Source organism: Pseudomonas nitroreducens (genome assembly GCF_024170165.1).
In the GTDB taxonomy this organism is placed as follows: Bacteria; Pseudomonadota; Gammaproteobacteria; order Pseudomonadales; family Pseudomonadaceae; genus Pseudomonas; species Pseudomonas nitroreducens_C.
Genome location: NZ_JALJXP010000018.1, coordinates 52,418 through 69,300, shown reverse-complemented (window position 1 = coordinate 69,300; position 16,883 = coordinate 52,418). Strand labels below are relative to the sequence as shown.

The following is a 16,883-nucleotide window of genomic DNA, read 5'->3' as shown; positions in this document are numbered from 1 at the left end:
ATGGGTGAGTTCGAGCTGATCCGTCGCTACTTCGCCTCGGCCGCCTGTGCGGCCGGCGGCGAGGCAGTGGCATTGGGGATCGGCGACGACTGTGCGCTGCTTGCGCCCAAAGCCGGCGAACAGCTGGCGATCTCCACCGATACCCTGGTCGTCGGCGTGCATTTCCCCGCCGCCTGCGATCCCTTCCTGCTCGGCCAGCGTGCCCTGGCGGTGTCCGCCAGCGACCTGGCAGCCATGGGCGCCGCGCCCATCGGCTTCACCCTTGCCCTGACCCTGCCCGAAGCCGATCCGGCCTGGCTGGAAGGTTTCGCCCGTGGCCTGAACCAGAAGGCGCAGGAATGCGCGCTGGCGCTGATCGGCGGCGATACCACCCGTGGCCCGCTGGCGATGACCGTCACCGTGTTCGGCGGCGTGCCCGCCGGGCAGGCGCTGACCCGCGCCGGTGCGCGGCCGGGCGATCTGCTCTGTGTCGGTGGTCCGCTGGGTGAGGCGGGCGGCGCGCTGCCGCTGGTGTTGGGCGAGATGACTGCCGAACCGTCCGTCGCCGAGCCGCTGCTGGCGCGCTACTGGTCGCCGCAGCCGCAACTGGACTTCGGCCAGGCGCTGCGCGGCAAGGCCACGGCGGCGCTGGATATTTCCGACGGGCTGCTCGCCGACTGCGGGCACATTGCCCGCGCCTCGGGCGTGGCGCTCATCGTCGAAGCCGACAAACTGCCCGAGAGCCCCGCGCTGGAAGCCCTGCTGGGTGCCGAGCGCGCCCAGCAGCTCAAGCTGGGCGCCGGCGACGACTACGTGCTCGCCTTCACGCTGCCAGCGGAGCATCTGCCGGCACTTTCGGCGAACTGGCCGGCCCTGCGCGTGGTCGGTAGGGTGGAAGCCGGATCGGGCGTGCGCGTGCTCGATGGCAGTGGTGCCGACATCACGCCGCGTCAGGGCGGCTACCTGCATTTCATGGAGTGACCGTGACAGAACACCCCAACCAGGCCCCGGCCCAACCCGTACCCCATTCGGTATGGAGCAATCCCTGGCACTTCCTGGCCTTCGGCTTCGGCTCGGGCACCCTGCCCAAGGCGCCGGGCACCTGGGGTTCGCTGGTTGCGCTACCCTTCATACCACTCTGGCAGATGCTGCCGGACTGGGGTTACTGGCTGATGCTGGGCGTCACCATGCTGTTCGGCTTCTGGCTGTGCGGCAAGGTCGCCGACGACCTGCGGGTCCATGATCACGAAGGGATCGTCTGGGACGAGATGGTCGGCATGTGGATCACCCTCTGGCTGGTGCCGGAAGGCTGGTGGTGGTTGCTGGTCGGTTTCGTGGTGTTCCGCATCGTCGATATTTCCAAGCCCTGGCCGATCAGCTGGATCGACCGCAACGTCCACGGCGGCGTCGGCATCATGCTGGATGATGTGCTGGCCGGCGTTTTCGCCTGGCTGGTGATGCAAGGCCTGACATGGGGTTGGGCCCACTGGCTGATCTGAGGAAGATCGATGCGCCGACTGCTGTGCCTGCTTCTCTGCCTGTGCTGGCTGCCGGCGATCTCCCCGGCTTCGGCTCTGGCCGCTGACAAGACCACCGAAGTGCCCGCCGGACTGCCCACGGAAGTCCGGGTGGTCAGCGAGGTCTGGGTCAACTACAGCCAGGCCGACGGCCGTGGCCTGGCCTGGGATCTGCTGCGGGCCATCTACGAGCCCGAGGGCGTGCGCCTGAGCCTGCGCAGCGAGCCCTACGTGCGCTCGGTCGGGCTGGTGCAGCGCGGCGAGGCGGACGCCTGGGTCGGCTCCTACCGCAACGAAATCGACCACATCATCTATCCGCACTGGCCCTATGACGTCGATCCCATCGGTGCGCTGGGCCTGAAGACTTCGCCCCAGCCGACCCTTGCCACGCTGGACGGCTATCGCCTGGCCTGGATGCGCGGCTATGCCTTCGACCGCTACCTGGACCACCTCAAGCAACGCAACGAGCTGCAACGGCGCAGCTCCGCCCTGCCGATGCTCGACGGCCACCGTATCGATTACTTCATCGACGCGCGGCCCGAACTGGAAGAGATGGTCGAGGCCAGGGGCGTTGATGCCAGCGTCTACCACATCACCGATGTCGGTTCGATTCCGCTGTATCTTGGCTTCGCCAACAATGACCGTGGGCGGGCATTGGCGAGACTCTATGATTCACGCATGCAGGTGCTCTACCGCAGCGGTGAGCTGGAACGCATCTTCGCCCGCTGGCACTGGCCCTACGCCCCGCTGAAACCGCTGCTGCCGCCCAAGGAGTGACCGCCATGCGCCTGTCCGCCCTGATCTGCCTGTCCCTCTGCTCCTTCGCCGCGCTGGCAGCGCCGCAGGTGCAGGTGGTGGGGTTGTTCCCTGGCGCGGCAGTGCTCAGCATCGACGGCCAGCGCAAGCTGGTGAAGGTCGGCCAGACCGGCCCGGAAGGCGTGCAGGTGGTCAGTGCCGACAGCCACAAGGCGGTACTGCGCGTGGGGGGCGTCGAGCAGACCTATGAGTTGAGCCGCGAGTACAACACGGCCGGCTATGCCGCGCCGGCCGCGCGCACCGAGACCAGCATCGCCCGCGGTACCGGCGGCCATTACTGGGTGGCTGGCACGATCAACAACCAGAATGCGCAGTTCCTGGTGGACACCGGCGCGACCTCGATCGCCATGAACGAAGGTCAGGCCCGGCGCCTGGGACTGGATTACCGCGCCGGCGGTACGCCGATGATGGCCTCCACCGCCAGCGGCACGGCCAAGGGCTGGCGGGTGACTCTCAATAGCGTGAAGCTCGGCGGCGTCGAGGTGCTGGGGGTCGAAGCGGTGGTCCTCGAAGGCGACTTCCCCACCGACATCCTGCTGGGCATGAGCTACCTCAACCGCGTCGGCTGGCGCGAAGACCAGGGCATGATGTACATCCAGGCCAAGCACTGAGCCGCCAGTCTGCAGTCCCCGTGACTTCTATCAACAGCATCGATGCTTATCTTGCAGAATTCGCAATGACGGTGCGGCCGGCGCAGCTGTTACAATCCCGGTCCTCCTTCCTTAGATAAATCTTTCAGGAGTTTCCGGTGTCTGTCGTTTTCGTCGCCGCCTCCAAGCTGCCCACCCCCTTCGGCGAATTCACCATGCATGGCTTCCTCGACGAGGAAACCGGCAAGGAACACGTCGCCCTGACCATGGGCAAGCTCGACGACGGCCAGCCGGCGCTGGGGCGTCTGCATTCCGAGTGCCTCACCGGCGATGCGCTGTTCAGCCTGCGTTGCGACTGCGGTTTCCAGCTCGAGGGCGCACTGTCGGCCATCGCCAAGGAAGGCCGCGGCGTCCTGCTGTACCTGCGCCAGGAAGGCCGTGGCATTGGCCTGCTCAACAAGATCCGCGCCTACGCCCTGCAGGATGAAGGCGCCGATACCGTGGAAGCCAACCTGGCCCTGGGCTTTGGCGCCGACCAGCGTGATTACGCCATGTGCCTGCCGATGCTCAAGCACCTGGGCGTCTGCTCGCTGCGGCTGATGACCAACAACCCGCGCAAGGTGAAGGCGCTGGAAGGCTACGGCCTGACCGTTGCCGAGCGCGTGCCGCTGCAGAAGGGCCTGAACCCGCACAACAAGCGCTACCTGCAGACCAAGGCAGGCAAGCTGGGCCACATGCTGGGCAACATGCACCAGGGCGAAGCCGAGGCCGAGGCATCCGCTTCGTGAATCGCGCCGCTGCCCGGCGCCGGCTGAATCTGCTCTGGTGGTTGCTGCTGGCGCTCGCGCTGGCGCCGCAGCACCTGATGCTGGCGCTGGTGGGCGATGCGCCCGGGCCGGAATCCCTGGCCACGCCGGTGTTCGTCGTCGGCCTGCTGTCGATGTTCCTCACGCTGCCGCTGTTCCGCCGCTACAAGCATGCGCTGATTGCCTCCGGCAAGTCCCGCGACGGCGCGGGTGAGCCCGCCGCCTGGCAGGCGCTGGGCGCCGCACAGCGCCGTGGCGCACTGGTCGGCAGCCTGCCGGCGTGGATCGGTGCCCTGGCGGTGCTGGTCGACCTGCATGGCGTGCCTGTCCTGCTGCTGGGCTTCGCCAGTCTGGTCATCCTCTGGCTGTACCGTCTGCCACGCCAGTTGGCCTGATGCGCCGTTTCCTCTGCCTTCTCCTGCTGCTTGCCGGTCTGCCCGTCGCGGCGGCGGAGCGGGTGGTCAGCCTGGCGCCGTCGCTGACCGACATGGTCCTCGAACTGGGCGCCGCCGACCGGCTGGCTGGCCTGCTCGATGGCGGGCCGCGTCCGGAATCCCTGAACCGCCTGCCGTCCGTCGGCCGCTACGGCCAGGTCAACCTCGAACAGATTCTCGCCCTGCAACCCGACCTGCTGCTGGTCTGGCCCGGCGCCGTGCCCGAAGCGCAGCTGCGACGCCTGAAGGCCGTGGGCATTCCGGTTTATGTGGCTGATCCGCACCGGCTGGAGGATATCTCCCGGCAGCTCCGTGAGCTGGGCGAGCGCCTGGGGCGTGCGGAGAAGGGGCGTGAGCTGGCGCAAGCGTTCGATGCGCGCATGGTGCAACTGCGCGCGCAGTACCGCCGCGAGCAGCCACTACGGGTGTTCTATCAGGTGTCGGACCGCCCGCTCTATACCGTTGGCGGTCGGCAGATCATCAGCGAGGCGCTGGAGGTCTGTGGGGGGCGCAACCTGTTTGCCGACCTCGACCTGCCGGCGCCGCAGGTCGGCCTGGAGTCCGTGCTGGCGCGCGATCCGCAGGTGATCCTGGCGGCCAGCGAAGACCAGCTGCGCAGCTGGGCCGGCATGCAGCAGATGAGTGCCACGCGGCTCGGGCAGCTCTGGCTGGTGCCGGATCGCAACCTGGAGAAGCCGAGCTTCGCGATGCTCGACGCCACCGAGAAGCTCTGTCGATTGCTCGCCAAGGCGAAAGAGTAACCCTGCAGGAGCGGGCCATGCCCGCGATCGCGCCCACGGGGCGCTCCTACAGGGAGCTGTTTCGCCACGACCTGGTTGAAGCCAGGCCGGTAGCTGACTCGATCAGAAGCCTTCCAGCACGATCTTGCCCTTGGCCGTATTGCTTTCCAGCAGCGCATGGGCACGACGCAGGTTGGCGGCGTCGATGCGACCGAAATGCTCGCCCAGGGTGGTCTTCAGCACGCCGCTGTCGATCAGCCCGGCCACGCGCTGCAGCAGCTTGTGCTGCTCGATCATGTCGTCGGTCTGGAACATCGAGCGGGTGTACATGAACTCCCAGTGCAGCGACAGGCTCTTCTGCTTGAGCAGGCGCACGTCGAGGTTCTGCGGGTCGTCGATCAGCGCCAGGCGGCCCTGCGGACGCAGGCTGGCGACGATTTCGGCGAGGTGCTCCTCGGTCTGGTTGAGGCTGGCCACGTGGGTGACTTCGCCGACGCCGATGCGCTTGAGTTCTTCGCTCAGCGGCTGGCGGTGGTCGATCACGTGGTGCGCGCCGAGGTTGCGCACCCACTCCTGGGTTTCCGGACGCGAAGCGGTGCCGATCACGGTCATGCCGGTGAGCTGGCGCGCCAGCTGGGTGAGGATCGAGCCGACGCCGCCGGCAGCGCCGACGATCAGCAGGCTCTGCCCGGCACTGGCCTTGCCCTCGGCCACCTGCAGGCGGTCGAACAGCAGTTCCCAGGCGGTGATGGTGGTCAGCGGAAGGGCGGCTGCGTGGGCGAAGTCCAGGCTCTGCGGCATCGGGCCGACGATGCGCTCGTCCACCAGTTGCAGTTCCGCGTTGCTGCCCGGGCGGGTCAGGTCGCCGGCGTACCAGACCTTGTCGCCCGGCTTGAACAGGCTGACCTCGCTGCCCACCGCGCGAACCACGCCGGCGGCGTCCCAGCCGAGCACCTTGTGCTGGCCTTCGGCGGGCTGGGCGCGCTGGCGCACCTTGGTGTCCACCGGGTTGACGGAGATGGCGTGCACTTCCACCAGCAGGTCGCGCGGGCCGGGCGTCGGCTCGGGCAGCTGGATGTCGAGCAGGGAATTGGCGTCGCTGCTGGGCAGGCTCTGGGTGTATCCGATGGCTTTCATGGGAATTCCTTTGCGCTTTGAACGATCAGTCGATGCGGTTCATCAGGCGGATATCGAGTTCCGCCAGGTCGGGTTGGGCGGCCTTGACGAAGGCCTGGAAGTGCGGGCTGGCCTCGTGCTCGGCCAGGGCTTCCTCATCGCGCCACTGCTCGATCATGTAGATCAGTTCGGCGTCCTTGAGGTCGCGGTGCAGGTCGTACTGCAGGCAGCCGGCCTCGGCGCGCGACGGCGCGAGCATGCCGTGCAGGCGCTCCTGCAGGCTGTCGGCGCGGCCGGGCTTGGCGCGAATGATGGCGATCAGGGTCAGGCTCATCCGGGTGTCTCCAGGTAAGGGGCAGGGCGAGAAAGCTGAGGGCATGCTGCTCTCTTTCGCCGGGAAGAAAAACCGCGTAAGTAGAGAGTCTCTTTCAAAGGATTTTTGAAAATGCTGCGTTTCGACGACCTGCAGATCTTCGTCCGCACTGCCGAGCGCGGCAGCCTCTCGGCGGCCGCCCGCGAGCTGGAGCTGTCGCCGGCAGTGGCCAGCGCGGCGCTCAAGCGCCTGGAGAGCGAGCTCGACGTGCGCCTGTTCGCCCGCTCCACCCGCAGCCTGCGCCTGACCGCCGAGGGCGAGTTGTACCTCGCCCACGCGCGCGCCGCGTTGCAGAGCCTGGACGACGGCCGCCAACTGCTGGCCGGCGGCAAGAGCGAGATCGCCGGCAACTTCCAGGTCTCGGCGCCTTCGGATTTCGGTCGCAACGTGCTGCTGCCCTGGCTCGACGAATTCCAGGCGCTGCACCCGCGGATGAACCTGCGCCTGCTGATCAGCGACCGCCAGGCTGATCTCTACCGGCAGCCGGTGGATGTGGCCTTCCGTCTCGGCCTGCCAGGCGATTCGAACCTGGTGGCGCTGCCGCTGGCTCCGGACAACCGCCGCGTGCTCTGCGCCGCGCCGGAGTACTTCGCTCGCCATGGCAAACCGACGCATCCGGACGAGCTCCAGAAGCACAATTGCCTGCTCTACATGCTCGGCGGGCGCGCCCACGAGCGCTGGAGTTTCAGCGACAGCCGCAAGCGGCACGTGGTGACGGTGCGCGGCGACCGCCTCTGCGACGATGCCGATGTGGTGCGGCGCTGGGCCGCGGCGGGGCAGGGGCTGGTCTACAAGTCCTGGCTGGACGTCGCGGCTGACGTGCGTGCCGGCCGGCTGGAAGTGGCGCTGACGGACTACCTGGGCGAAGCCACGCCGATGAACCTGTTCTGTACCCACCGCGCCCAGCTCAGCCGGGCGGTGACCCAGCTGCGCGAGTTCGTCCAGTTGCGCTGCGCCGAACTGATGCGCGAGCGCCCCTGGTCCTGAATTCCGCTCAGAGCGGCGTGTAGCGATGGATCGCCGCGTGCAGGCCCCAGGCGCTGGCGATGGCCAGCAGTACCATGGCGGTGGGCAGCAGGCTCCACCAGATGCGCGGGGCCAGGGCCGGCAGCTCGCTGCGGCGCTGGCTTATCCACAGGCTGGCAGCGCACACCGAGGCGCCGAGCAGGGCGCCGGCGATGATGTCGCTTGGCCAGTGCGCGCCCAGGTACACGCGGGACATCGCGATGCTGGCGGCGGGGATCACCGCCAGCAGCATCCAGGCCAGCCGCACGCGCGGGGATTTCTCCCTGCTGGCCAGCACGCCGAGCACCAGGAAGAAGGCGAACGAGGCCGAGCTGTGGCCGCTGGGCATGCTGAAGGCGGACAGCGGGTCGGCAATCACTTCCGGGCGTGCGCGGCTGAACAGGTGCTTGAGCGTGGTATTGAGCAGCGCGGTGCCGACCATGGTGCCAGCGGCGAAGAACGCATGGCGCCACAGCCGCAGCGTGGCCAGCAACACCGCCAGCAGGGCGCCGGCGATGAACTGGGTGCGGAAGTCGCCGACGCGGGTAACGGCCACCATCACGTGGTCCAGCCAGGCGTGGCGGTGTTCCTGCACCAGTGCCATCAGGCCCTTGTCCAGGGCATCCAGATGGGGCCAGCCGATCAGCATGGCGATCAACAGGACGAAGCAGCCAATGGCGCCGATCAGTGCGGCGTTGCGCTCCTTGCGCAGCTCGGCGTGGATGATCAGGGCGAATACCGCGGCGATACAGGCGGCGACCACCCCGGCCTCCGGCCAGAAGCCGTCCGGCAGTGGCAGGCGCATGGCCGCACCGGTGGCCCAGCCGGGCACCAGGTAGGCGATGGACCAGCCGGCCGCGGCGATGACGGACACCGCCAGGAAGCGCCCGAAAGGCATGTCGAGCATGCCGGCGATCATCGGCAGGAACGGCCTTAGCGCGCCGATGAAGCGGCCCACCAGCAGGCTGGCGACGCCATAGCGGTGGAAGAAGCCTTCGGCGCTGGCCATCCACTCCGGATGGTGGCGCAGCACCGGCAGGCGGCGGATATCCTGGTGGAAGTGGCGGCCGATCCAGTACGACGACAGATCGCCGAGCAGGCCGCCGAAGAACGCCAGCGCCAGGGTTTCCCCCAGCCCCAGGGCGCCGCTGCCGGCCAGCACGGCGATGGCGAAGAGCATCACCACGCCGGGCAGGATGATGCCGATGACGGCGGCGCATTCGAGGAAGGCGACCAGGAACAGGACCAGGGCGAGCCATTGCGGATGGGTGGCCATCCAGGTGTTGAAGGCGGCGAGATCGATCATCGGAAGGTGGCGTCCTGGGTTCCGAGCAGGTGGTAGTCGTGGCCTTCGACCTGTCCGCGACGCAAAGGGTTGCGTGTGCAGAAACTGGCGAAGGCGGCATCGACGAAGCGGTATTGCAGGTGTTCGTCGCGGCCGTGGGGAATGCCCAGGCGCGCGGCCTGGATGACCAGCGAGGGCGTCTCATCAATGTCGTCGACGAACAGCCGCTGCGGGTCGAAGCGCTGGGCGTCCCAGTCCGGCACCTTCAGGCCCATCGAGCGGCAGAGCAGGGTCTGGCCCGAGCACAGTTTGCCCAGTGGGCGTTCGCTGCCGTCGGCGGCGGGGTTGAGCTGGCGCATGCAGGCCAGGGCGGCGTCGCCGGAGATGCGGTCCAGCCAGGGGTAGCCGGATTTGATCAGCACCGCATTGCCCGCGCCGCCGGCGCTGAAGTTCAGCGAGTCGCCGCCGCGGGCGTAATACATGTAGATGTGGCCGCCATCGAGGAACAGCGCCTTGCGCTTCTCGGTGTAGCCCAGCGAGGCGTGGCTGCCTTTCTCGTCCAGGTAATAGGCCTCGGTCTCGATGATCCGCGCCGACAGCCACAGCTCGCCGACCCGGTGGCGGATCACCTTGCCCAGCAGCTCGCGGGCGACGGTGAGTGCGTCGCGGTCGAAGAAGGCGTCCGGCAGCGGGTTCGCATCGGACCAGGGCAAACTAAGGTTGGGTTCGGCGGGCATCGGATTGTCGCGGTTCTCGGGCCGGTCTTAGGCTGGGGGATCATAACAACAAGATTCTTAAGCATGGCTGAACGGATCCGGGCCGACAGCGCCCACATCACCCCCAGCGCGCACTACACCGGTTACGTCTGGTATCGCCACCAACTGGCCGACCCGGCCTTCGCCACGGCTTTCGGCCGCTGGGTGCACGGCTGCGTGGCGCCGATCAACTGGGGCGCGCGGATTGGGTTCGGGCTGAATATCGAAGACTTCCTGTTACAACGTCACCTGCTGATCGATGCCCGGCTGACCCAGGCCATCGAATTGCGTGGCGTTACGCAGGTGGTGGAGATCGCCTGCGGGCTGTCGCCCCGTGGCCGGCGCTTCCGTGAACGCTATCCCCAGCTGACCTATCTCGAGGCCGACCTGCCGCCGATGGCTGCGCGCAAGTCGGCGCTGCTGCAGGAGCAGGGCTGGCTGGACGGCAGGCACCGTGTGCGGACCGTGGATATCCTCGCCGAACAGGGCGAGCAGAGCCTGGCAACGCTGTTCTCCGAACTGGACCCGGATCGCCCCGTGGCGGTAATCACCGAGGGGCTGGTGAACTACTTCCAGCGCCCGGTGATCGAGGGCTTCTGGCGCCGCCTGGCCGCTGCCCTGCGGGTGTTCCCGGAGGCGACGTACCTGACCGAGTTGTACCCCGACCTGCGTGAACACCCGCGCTACCGGCAGATACGCTGGGGTGTCGGGCTGATCGGCCGGCTGACCCGTGGCGGCTATCCGCTGCATTACCGAAGCACGGCCGAGATCGAGCAGGCCTTCAGCGGCTGCGGGTTCGGGCAGGTGGCCGTGCTCGATCCGCAGGTGGATGGTGCGGGGCTGGGCTTGCCCAGGGGGCGGATGCCTAGCCTGGTGCGGGTGATCGAGGCGCGTATCTAGATTCTGAGCCGGGCGGTTCGCGAGCAAGGACTAGGCGTCCCCCTCGGTCCTGCAGGTTGCCGGATACGCTGGAGCTGCTTTTTGTAGGAGCGAGCTTGCTCGCGAACAGTGCCATTACCTGACGCCAGTGCCAGCGCGTCCCCTCACCCCAGCCCTCTCTCTTCAGAACGGGGCGCGCAGCCAGGGTTAGGTCGTAGGGCGCATAAAGCGGAACGCTTTATCCGCCATTTCTCTGCGGTTGACCCGGCCATTGGCGGATAACGCCCGAGGCGTTATGCGCCCTACGGGGATTACTTGTCAGGCTGCGAAGGCCCCCTGCTGCATCGGCACCACCATCGCCGCCAGCTCTGCGCTGGCCTGCGGGTCGCCGTGGGCGAAGATGAAGGCCAGGCCGTCGCCGCTGTAGCGCAGCGGCAGGATATCCAGTTCCGGCAGGCCGGCGGCAGCCAACTTCCAGCCGCGCGCCGGCCGGCCGGCCGGTAGCTCGACGCGGATCAAGCCGCCGAAATACCCCAGCTCCGCCAGCTCGCAGCGCCATTCGCCACCCTCGCCATTGCGCAGCACGGCGCGGGTGTCGGCTGGCGCCAGGCGCGCCTCGAAGCGGCGCTCCAGGTGCAGCAGTTGCTGGCGCTGGAAGCGCGTGCTGCCGGCGGCGCTGCGCGGCAGCGGTTCGCCGCGCAGGAAGGGGTTGTACAGCCGCGCACAGGCCTCGCGGCGCTCGAACTGGGCCAGGTGGTCGGCGTTGTGGATCAGCGCGAACTCGGCGTCCGCGCAGGCGTGGGCGAATTCGGCGTGCTCCCAGGGCTGGGTGAAGTGGTCGTACTCGCCAGCCAGCACCAGGGTCGGGCACTGCGGGTGGCGGTCGAAGCCGCCGAAGGCCAGCAGGCGCTGGCTGTTCTGCCGGTAGCGCTCGATTTCCGCCGGGGTCAGGCGCTGCAGCTGGCGCAGCAGCGCCTTGCGGAACACCGGGGAAACCCCGGTATCGGCCAGGCGCAGCGGGTTGATCAGCCCGGTCAGCACGCCGTGGGCGAAAGGCGTCTGCTCGCCCAGTTCCAGGCGCGCCAGGGCTTCCACCAGCAGCGCGCGGGCGCCGGGTCGGCCGAAGGCGGTGATGCCGGCCAGCAGCAGGCGGCCGCAGCGCGCCGGGTGGCGGGCGGCGAACAGCGCGGCCAGCGCCGAGCCGTAGGACAGCCCGATGGGCATCAGTGGTGGCAGTTGCAGGGTTTCGGCGAAGGCGGCGATCAGGTCGGCCAGGTCCTCCAGGCTCAGCTGCGGTGCCAGTTGCAGGTTGCCGCCCTGGCTGGGCAGGTCGAGCAGGATCACCGGATGCCCGGCGAGCAGCTCCGAGACCTCGCTGGCGAAGGAGCGGAAGCTCTGGAACGCGCCGCCAAGCAGCAGGACCGGCGGGCGGGGGTCATCCTCTTGCGAAGAGAAGGCCTGGTAGTGCAGTTGCCAACCGTCCAGTTCCAGTACCGCCGGGGCGGCGGTCAGGGACTGGGCGCTGTAATCGGTGCGATAGCGCATGGCAGTTCTCCGGCGGTGGACCGCCTCTTGTTGTTCTTCCCTGGCCTGATTCCCTGGCATGCGAGCACGGCGGGGGCAACTAGCCGCGTGGTCCGTTGCCCTTTATTCATGGCCAAGGAAAAGTGGCAACGGCCCCCGAGCAAGGTAAACAGCGGATACGAATTTGTTTACCCAACCTTCGGGCGGCAGGGAGGGGCGGGGAGCGGCGGATGTAACCGGCGGGCGGGGGATGGCGGGCGGAGGCGTTACGCGAAGCACGTCTCCGACCGGCCGGCTGCTGTGGCTGGCCGCTGGGGGCGTGGTCCCGTTATACTTGCGCATTTCCCTCACGCAGACGCGTTAGATCATGACCGAGTCCGTTCTCGACTATATGAGCCGCCTGGGCCGCGCCGCCCGTGAAGCGTCGCGCGTTATCGCGCGCGCCACGACCGCGCAGAAGAACAAAGCCCTGCTGGCCGCCGCCGATGCCCTGGACGCCGCCCGCGCCCAACTGACCGAAGCCAACGAACAGGATCTGGCCAATGGCCGTGCCAACGGTCTGGAGCCAGCCATGCTCGACCGCCTGGCCCTGACTCCGGCGCGCATCGACGACATGATCGAGGGCCTGCGCCAGGTCGCTTCGCTGCCGGACCCCATCGGTGAGATCCGCGACATGCGCTACGTGCCGTCCGGCATCCAGCTGGGCAAGATGCGCGTGCCCCTGGGCGTGGTGGGGATCATCTACGAGTCCCGTCCGAACGTGACCATCGACGCCGCCAGCCTGTGCCTGAAGTCGGGCAACGCGACCATCCTGCGCGGTGGTTCGGAGGCGATCCACTCCAACCAGGCCATCGCTGCGTGCATCCAGACCGGCCTGGCCGAAGCGGGCCTGCCGGCCAGCGTCGTGCAGGTGGTGGAAACCACCGACCGCGCCGCCGTGGGCGCGCTGATCACCATGCCCGAGTACGTCGACGTCATCGTTCCGCGCGGCGGCAAGGGCCTGATCGAGCGCATCAGCCGTGACGCCAAGGTGCCGGTGATCAAGCACCTGGACGGCATCTGCCACGTCTACATCGACGTCGCCGCCGACCTCGACAAGGCCATCCGCGTCGCCGACAACGCCAAGACCCATCGCTACGCGCCGTGCAACGCCATGGAGACGCTGCTGGTGCACGCCGGCATCGCCGACCGCGTGCTGCCGCCGCTGGCCGCCATCTACCGCGACAAGGGTGTGGAGCTGCGTGGCGACGCCGCCACTCGCGCGCTGCTGGGCGCCGACGTGCTGGAAGCCACCGAGGAAGACTGGCGCACCGAGTACAACGCGCCGATCCTGTCGATCCGCATCGTCGACGGCCTGGACGCGGCCATCGAGCACATCAACACCTACGGCTCGCAGCACACCGACGCGATCGTCACCGAGAACTTCACCGATGCCCGCCGCTTCCTCACCGAAGTGGATTCGGCCTCGGTCATGGTCAATGCCTCGACCCGCTTCGCCGATGGCTTCGAGTACGGCCTGGGCGCGGAGATCGGCATTTCCACCGACAAGCTGCACGCCCGCGGCCCGGTCGGCCTGGAAGGCCTGACCAGCGAGAAATACGTGGTGTTCGGCGACGGACACGTGCGGACCTGATGAACAAGGCGCGTTCCCGTCGGGTCGGTCTGTTCGGTGGCACCTTCGACCCGGTGCACATCGGTCACCTGCGCAGTGCGCTGGAGATGGCCGAGCAGTTCGAATTCGACGAGTTGCGCCTGATCCCCAACTTCCGCCCGCCGCACCGCGACACCCCCCAGGTGAAACCGGAGCAGCGGCTGGCGATGGTCGAGCTGGCGGTAGCCGGCGTGGCCCCGCTGGTGGTCGATGACCGCGAGCTGAAGCGTGACAAACCCTCCTACACCATCGACACCCTGGAGTCGCTGCGTGGGGAGCTGGATGAGCAGGACCAGTTGTTCCTGCTGGTCGGCTGGGACGCATTCTGCGGCCTGCCGACCTGGCATCGCTGGGAAGAGTTGCTGGAGCACTGTCATATCGTCGTGCTGCAGCGCCCGGATGCCGACAGCGAGCCGCCGGAAGACCTGCGCGACCTGCTGGCGGCGCGCAGTGTTGCCGACCCGAAGGCGATGACCGGCCCCGCCGGGCAGATCACCTTCGTCTGGCAGACGCCGCTGGCAGTATCCGCCACCCAGATCCGCCAACTCCTGTCGCAGGGGCGCTCGGTGCGCTACCTGGTGCCGGACGCGGTATTGAACTATATCGAGGCGCACGGCCTGTACCAGGCGTCTCACTGATCAAGCTAGAGAGTCATACATGCAAACCGAACAACTGGTCGAACTGACCATCGCCGCCCTGGAAGATCTCAAGGCGCAGGACATCACCGTCATCGACGTGCGCGAGAAGACCAGCATCACCGACGTCATGGTCATCGCCACCGGCGCCTCCAGCCGTCAGGTCAAGTCGTTGGCCGACAACGTCCTGGAAAAGGTCAAGGAGCAGGGCGTGCGCCCGATCGGCAGCGAAGGCCAGGAAGGCGGCGAGTGGGTCCTGATCGACCTCGCCAACGTCGTGGTCCACGTCATGCAGCCGGCTACCCGCCAGTTCTATGACCTGGAACGCCTGTGGCAGGGCGCCGAGCAGAGCCGCGCACAACACAGCGCCGAGTAAGCCTGTCGTGCGTCTGCGTCTGATCGCGGTCGGCTCGCGCATGCCGCGCTGGGTGGAAGAGGGCTGGGCGGAGTACGTCAAGCGCCTGCCCTCGGAGCTGTCCCTGGAACTGGTGGAAATTCCGCTCAACACGCGTGGCAAGAATGCCGACGTGGCGCGGCTGATCCGCCAGGAAGGCGAGGCCATGCTGAGCAAGGTCCAGCCCGGGGAACGCATCGTCACCCTGGAAGTCGAAGGCAAGCCCTGGAGCACCCCCCAGCTGGCGCAGGAACTCGACCGCTGGCGCCTCGACGCGCGCACCGTCAACCTCATGGTCGGCGGGCCGGAAGGCCTGGCGCCGGAGGTCTGCGCGCGCAGCGAGCAGCGCTGGTCGCTGTCGCCGCTGACCCTGCCGCACCCGCTGGTGCGGATCCTGGTCGGCGAGCAGATCTACCGCGCCTGGACGGTTCTGTCCGGGCACCCCTACCACAAGTAGTCGTAGCCGTTTTCGATGCCGCAGCCGATACAGCTCAAGGACCACGAGAAGGACGCCCGTCTGGTCCGCGCCCGCGTCATCGTCGGCGGGGTGGCGATCTTCCTGCTCGCGCTGGTGCTGGTGGCGCGCATGTATCACCTGCAGGTGACGCAGTACGACTATCACTCGACGCTGTCGGAGAACAACCGCGTCCACGTGCAGCCGATTCCGCCCAATCGCGGGCTGATCTTCGACCGCAACGGGGTGATCATCGCCGACAACCGTCCCAGCTTCAGCCTGACCATCACCCGCGAGCGCACCGAGAACCTGCAGGACACGCTCAAGACCCTGGTGGAGATCCTCGGCCTCACCGAGGAGGACAAGGCGATCTTCGAGAAGCGCATGAAACAGGGGCGCCGGCCGTTCGAGCCGGTGCCGATCATGTTCGAGCTGTCCGAGGAGCAGATCGCCCGCATCGCGGTGAACCAGTATCGCCTCAACGGCGTCGACGTGGCCGCGCAGTTCGTCCGCCACTACCCGTTGGGCGAGCACTTCGCCCACTCGGTCGGCTATGTCGGGCGGATCAACGAGGCGGAACTGAAGAAGCTCGACCCGGTGGCCTATTCGGGCACCCACCACATCGGCAAGACCGGCGTGGAAAAATTCTACGAGGACGCACTGCACGGCACGGTGGGCTACGAGGAAGTCGAGACCAACGCCCGCGGCCGCGTCCTGCGCGTGCTCAAGCGCACCGAGCCGGTCTCCGGCCGCGATATCGTGCTGAGCATCGACAGCAAGCTGCAGGCCGCCGCGGAAACCGCACTGGCCGGCCGGCGCGGCGCCATCGTGGCGATCCAGCCATCCACTGGCGAAGTGCTGGCCATGGTCAGCCAGCCCGCCTATGACCCCAACCTGTTCGTCACCGGCATCAGCTTCAAGGACTATGCGGCGCTGCGCGATTCCGAGGACCGCCCGTTGTACAACCGCGTGCTACGCGGCCTGTACCCGCCGGGCTCGACGGTAAAGCCGGCGGTGGCCATCGCCGGCCTCGATGCAGGCGTCGTGACGCCCACCAGCCGAGTGTTCGACCCCGGCTATTACCAACTGCCGAACTACGACCACAAGTACCGCAACTGGAACCGCATGGGCGACGGCTGGGTGACCCTGGAGACCGCGATCATGCGCTCCAACGACACCTACTTCTACGACCTCGCGCATAAGCTGGGGATCGACCGCCTGCACGACTACATGAGCGAGTTCGGCTTCGGCCAGCGGGTCGCCCTGGACATGTACGGCGAAGCGGAAGGCCTGATGCCGTCGCGCCAGTGGAAGCGCGCGCTGCGCCGACAGGCCTGGTTCCCCGGTGAAACCCTGATTCTCGGCATCGGCCAAGGCTACATGCAGGCCACCCCGCTGCAGCTGGCGCAGATGACCGCGCTGCTGGCCAACAAGGGCAAATGGATCCGTCCGCACCTGGCCAGGACCATCGACGGCAAGCCGCCGGTCGACGAGGACCCGATGCCGGATATCAAGCTCAAGGACCCGAACAACTGGAACCTGGTGGACTACGGTATGCAGCAGGTAGTCCATGGGGCTCGCGGCACCGCGCACAAGGTCGGCGCCACGTCCGTCTACCGCATCGCCGGCAAGTCCGGTACCGCGCAGGTCGTCGCGATCAAGCAGGGCGAGAAGTACAACCGCTCCAAGCTGCTCGAGCGCCACCGCGACCATGCCTTGTTCGTCGGCTTCGCGCCGGCAGACAACCCGCAGATCGCCGTGGCGGTAATGGTGGAGAACGGCGAGTCCGGCTCCGGCGTTGCTGCCCCCGTACTCAAGGCCGTGACCGACGCCTGGTTGCTCGACGAGACCGGCAAGCTCAAGGCCGAATACGCACCGCAGACCACGGCGGAGGCGCCCAAACCATGACCATGAACGGAAATTTCGACCG

19 protein-coding genes are annotated in these 16,883 nt (G+C 67.7%); 14 read left to right on the top strand and 5 right to left on the bottom strand.

Features of this window, described 5'->3' with window-relative positions:
• From thiL to J2T47_RS27170, 7 genes are all read left to right on the top strand, one after another.
• Positions 1 to 960: a thiamine-phosphate kinase gene (thiL, locus tag J2T47_RS27200; RefSeq protein WP_253453579.1), complete on the top strand. Its 960-nt coding sequence runs from the start codon at positions 1 to 3 to the stop codon at positions 958 to 960.
• 2 nt (positions 961 to 962) lie between these two features.
• Positions 963 to 1,478 (top strand): phosphatidylglycerophosphatase A family protein, encoded by a 516-nt coding sequence (locus tag J2T47_RS27195; protein ID WP_081517128.1) that lies wholly within the window; start codon positions 963 to 965, stop codon positions 1,476 to 1,478.
• 9 nt (positions 1,479 to 1,487) lie between these two features.
• Positions 1,488 to 2,273 carry a substrate-binding periplasmic protein gene (locus tag J2T47_RS27190; protein WP_253453576.1) on the top strand — a complete coding sequence of 262 codons (786 nt, stop codon included), beginning with the start codon at positions 1,488 to 1,490 and terminating at the stop codon, positions 2,271 to 2,273.
• Positions 2,274 to 2,278: 5 nt separating this feature from the next.
• The gene (locus J2T47_RS27185) at positions 2,279 to 2,923 is read left to right on the top strand and encodes a retropepsin-like aspartic protease family protein (protein ID WP_253453573.1); all 645 of its coding nucleotides are present in this window, start codon (positions 2,279 to 2,281) and stop codon (positions 2,921 to 2,923) included.
• 137 nt (positions 2,924 to 3,060) lie between these two features.
• Positions 3,061 to 3,690: a GTP cyclohydrolase II gene (ribA, locus tag J2T47_RS27180; RefSeq protein WP_081517131.1), complete on the top strand. Its 630-nt coding sequence runs from the start codon at positions 3,061 to 3,063 to the stop codon at positions 3,688 to 3,690.
• Positions 3,687 to 4,103 (top strand): MFS transporter, encoded by a 417-nt coding sequence (locus J2T47_RS27175; RefSeq protein WP_253453572.1) that lies wholly within the window; start codon positions 3,687 to 3,689, stop codon positions 4,101 to 4,103. The genes ribA and J2T47_RS27175 overlap by 4 nt, the downstream gene beginning before the upstream one ends.
• On the top strand, positions 4,103 to 4,903 hold the full coding sequence (locus tag J2T47_RS27170) for a cobalamin-binding protein (protein WP_253453570.1): 801 nt from the start codon (positions 4,103 to 4,105) through the stop codon (positions 4,901 to 4,903). The genes J2T47_RS27175 and J2T47_RS27170 overlap by 1 nt, the downstream gene beginning before the upstream one ends.
• Positions 4,904 to 5,005: 102 nt before the next feature.
• Here J2T47_RS27170 and J2T47_RS27165 read toward each other — a convergent pair whose 3' ends face one another.
• Both J2T47_RS27165 and J2T47_RS27160 read right to left on the bottom strand, forming a co-directional pair.
• Positions 5,006 to 6,019 carry a zinc-binding alcohol dehydrogenase family protein gene (locus tag J2T47_RS27165; RefSeq protein WP_253453568.1) on the bottom strand — a complete coding sequence of 338 codons (1,014 nt, stop codon included), beginning with the start codon at positions 6,017 to 6,019 and terminating at the stop codon, positions 5,006 to 5,008.
• Positions 6,020 to 6,044: 25 nt separating this feature from the next.
• Complete coding sequence (locus J2T47_RS27160) at positions 6,045 to 6,332, bottom strand: putative quinol monooxygenase (protein WP_253453566.1); 288 nt, start codon at positions 6,330 to 6,332, stop codon at positions 6,045 to 6,047.
• Between the two features lie 111 nt (positions 6,333 to 6,443).
• Here J2T47_RS27160 and J2T47_RS27155 point away from each other — a divergent pair, with 111 nt between their 5' ends.
• Complete coding sequence (locus J2T47_RS27155; RefSeq protein WP_253453564.1) at positions 6,444 to 7,358, top strand: LysR family transcriptional regulator; 915 nt, start codon at positions 6,444 to 6,446, stop codon at positions 7,356 to 7,358.
• Positions 7,359 to 7,365: 7 nt separating this feature from the next.
• Here the strand turns inward: J2T47_RS27155 and J2T47_RS27150 are convergent, their stop codons facing one another.
• Positions 7,366 to 8,682 carry a bifunctional DedA family/phosphatase PAP2 family protein gene (locus J2T47_RS27150; protein WP_253453562.1) on the bottom strand — a complete coding sequence of 439 codons (1,317 nt, stop codon included), beginning with the start codon at positions 8,680 to 8,682 and terminating at the stop codon, positions 7,366 to 7,368.
• Positions 8,679 to 9,398, bottom strand: a complete 720-nt coding sequence (locus J2T47_RS27145; protein ID WP_253453560.1) for a DNA-3-methyladenine glycosylase — start codon at positions 9,396 to 9,398, stop codon at positions 8,679 to 8,681. Before J2T47_RS27145 ends, J2T47_RS27150 begins: the two co-directional genes overlap by 4 nt.
• Before the next feature lie 63 nt (positions 9,399 to 9,461).
• On the opposite strand from J2T47_RS27145, the gene J2T47_RS27140 reads away from it, so the two are divergent.
• Positions 9,462 to 10,316 carry a class I SAM-dependent methyltransferase gene (locus J2T47_RS27140; RefSeq protein WP_253453558.1) on the top strand — a complete coding sequence of 285 codons (855 nt, stop codon included), beginning with the start codon at positions 9,462 to 9,464 and terminating at the stop codon, positions 10,314 to 10,316.
• Positions 10,317 to 10,613: 297 nt separating this feature from the next.
• Here the strand turns inward: J2T47_RS27140 and J2T47_RS27135 are convergent, their stop codons facing one another.
• Positions 10,614 to 11,840, bottom strand: a complete 1,227-nt coding sequence (locus J2T47_RS27135; RefSeq protein ID WP_253453556.1) for an alpha/beta fold hydrolase — start codon at positions 11,838 to 11,840, stop codon at positions 10,614 to 10,616.
• Between the two features lie 346 nt (positions 11,841 to 12,186).
• Here J2T47_RS27135 and J2T47_RS27130 point away from each other — a divergent pair, with 346 nt between their 5' ends.
• From J2T47_RS27130 to mrdA, 5 genes are read left to right on the top strand one after another with little or no spacing between them, the layout of a single operon-like run.
• On the top strand, positions 12,187 to 13,452 hold the full coding sequence (locus tag J2T47_RS27130) for a glutamate-5-semialdehyde dehydrogenase (RefSeq protein ID WP_253453554.1): 1,266 nt from the start codon (positions 12,187 to 12,189) through the stop codon (positions 13,450 to 13,452).
• The gene (gene nadD / locus J2T47_RS27125; RefSeq protein WP_253453552.1) at positions 13,452 to 14,108 is read left to right on the top strand and encodes a nicotinate-nucleotide adenylyltransferase; all 657 of its coding nucleotides are present in this window, start codon (positions 13,452 to 13,454) and stop codon (positions 14,106 to 14,108) included. Before J2T47_RS27130 ends, nadD begins: the two co-directional genes overlap by 1 nt.
• 19 nt (positions 14,109 to 14,127) lie before the next feature.
• Entirely contained in the window at positions 14,128 to 14,481 is a 354-nt protein-coding gene (gene rsfS / locus J2T47_RS27120; RefSeq protein WP_236172426.1) for a ribosome silencing factor, read from the top strand.
• A 7-nt stretch (positions 14,482 to 14,488) separates the two neighbouring features.
• Positions 14,489 to 14,956: a 23S rRNA (pseudouridine(1915)-N(3))-methyltransferase RlmH gene (gene rlmH / locus J2T47_RS27115; protein WP_015475414.1), complete on the top strand. Its 468-nt coding sequence runs from the start codon at positions 14,489 to 14,491 to the stop codon at positions 14,954 to 14,956.
• A gap of 15 nt (positions 14,957 to 14,971) precedes the next feature.
• The gene (gene mrdA, locus J2T47_RS27110; RefSeq protein WP_253453550.1) at positions 14,972 to 16,861 is read left to right on the top strand and encodes a penicillin-binding protein 2; all 1,890 of its coding nucleotides are present in this window, start codon (positions 14,972 to 14,974) and stop codon (positions 16,859 to 16,861) included.
• Positions 16,862 to 16,883: the final 22 nt, after the last annotated feature.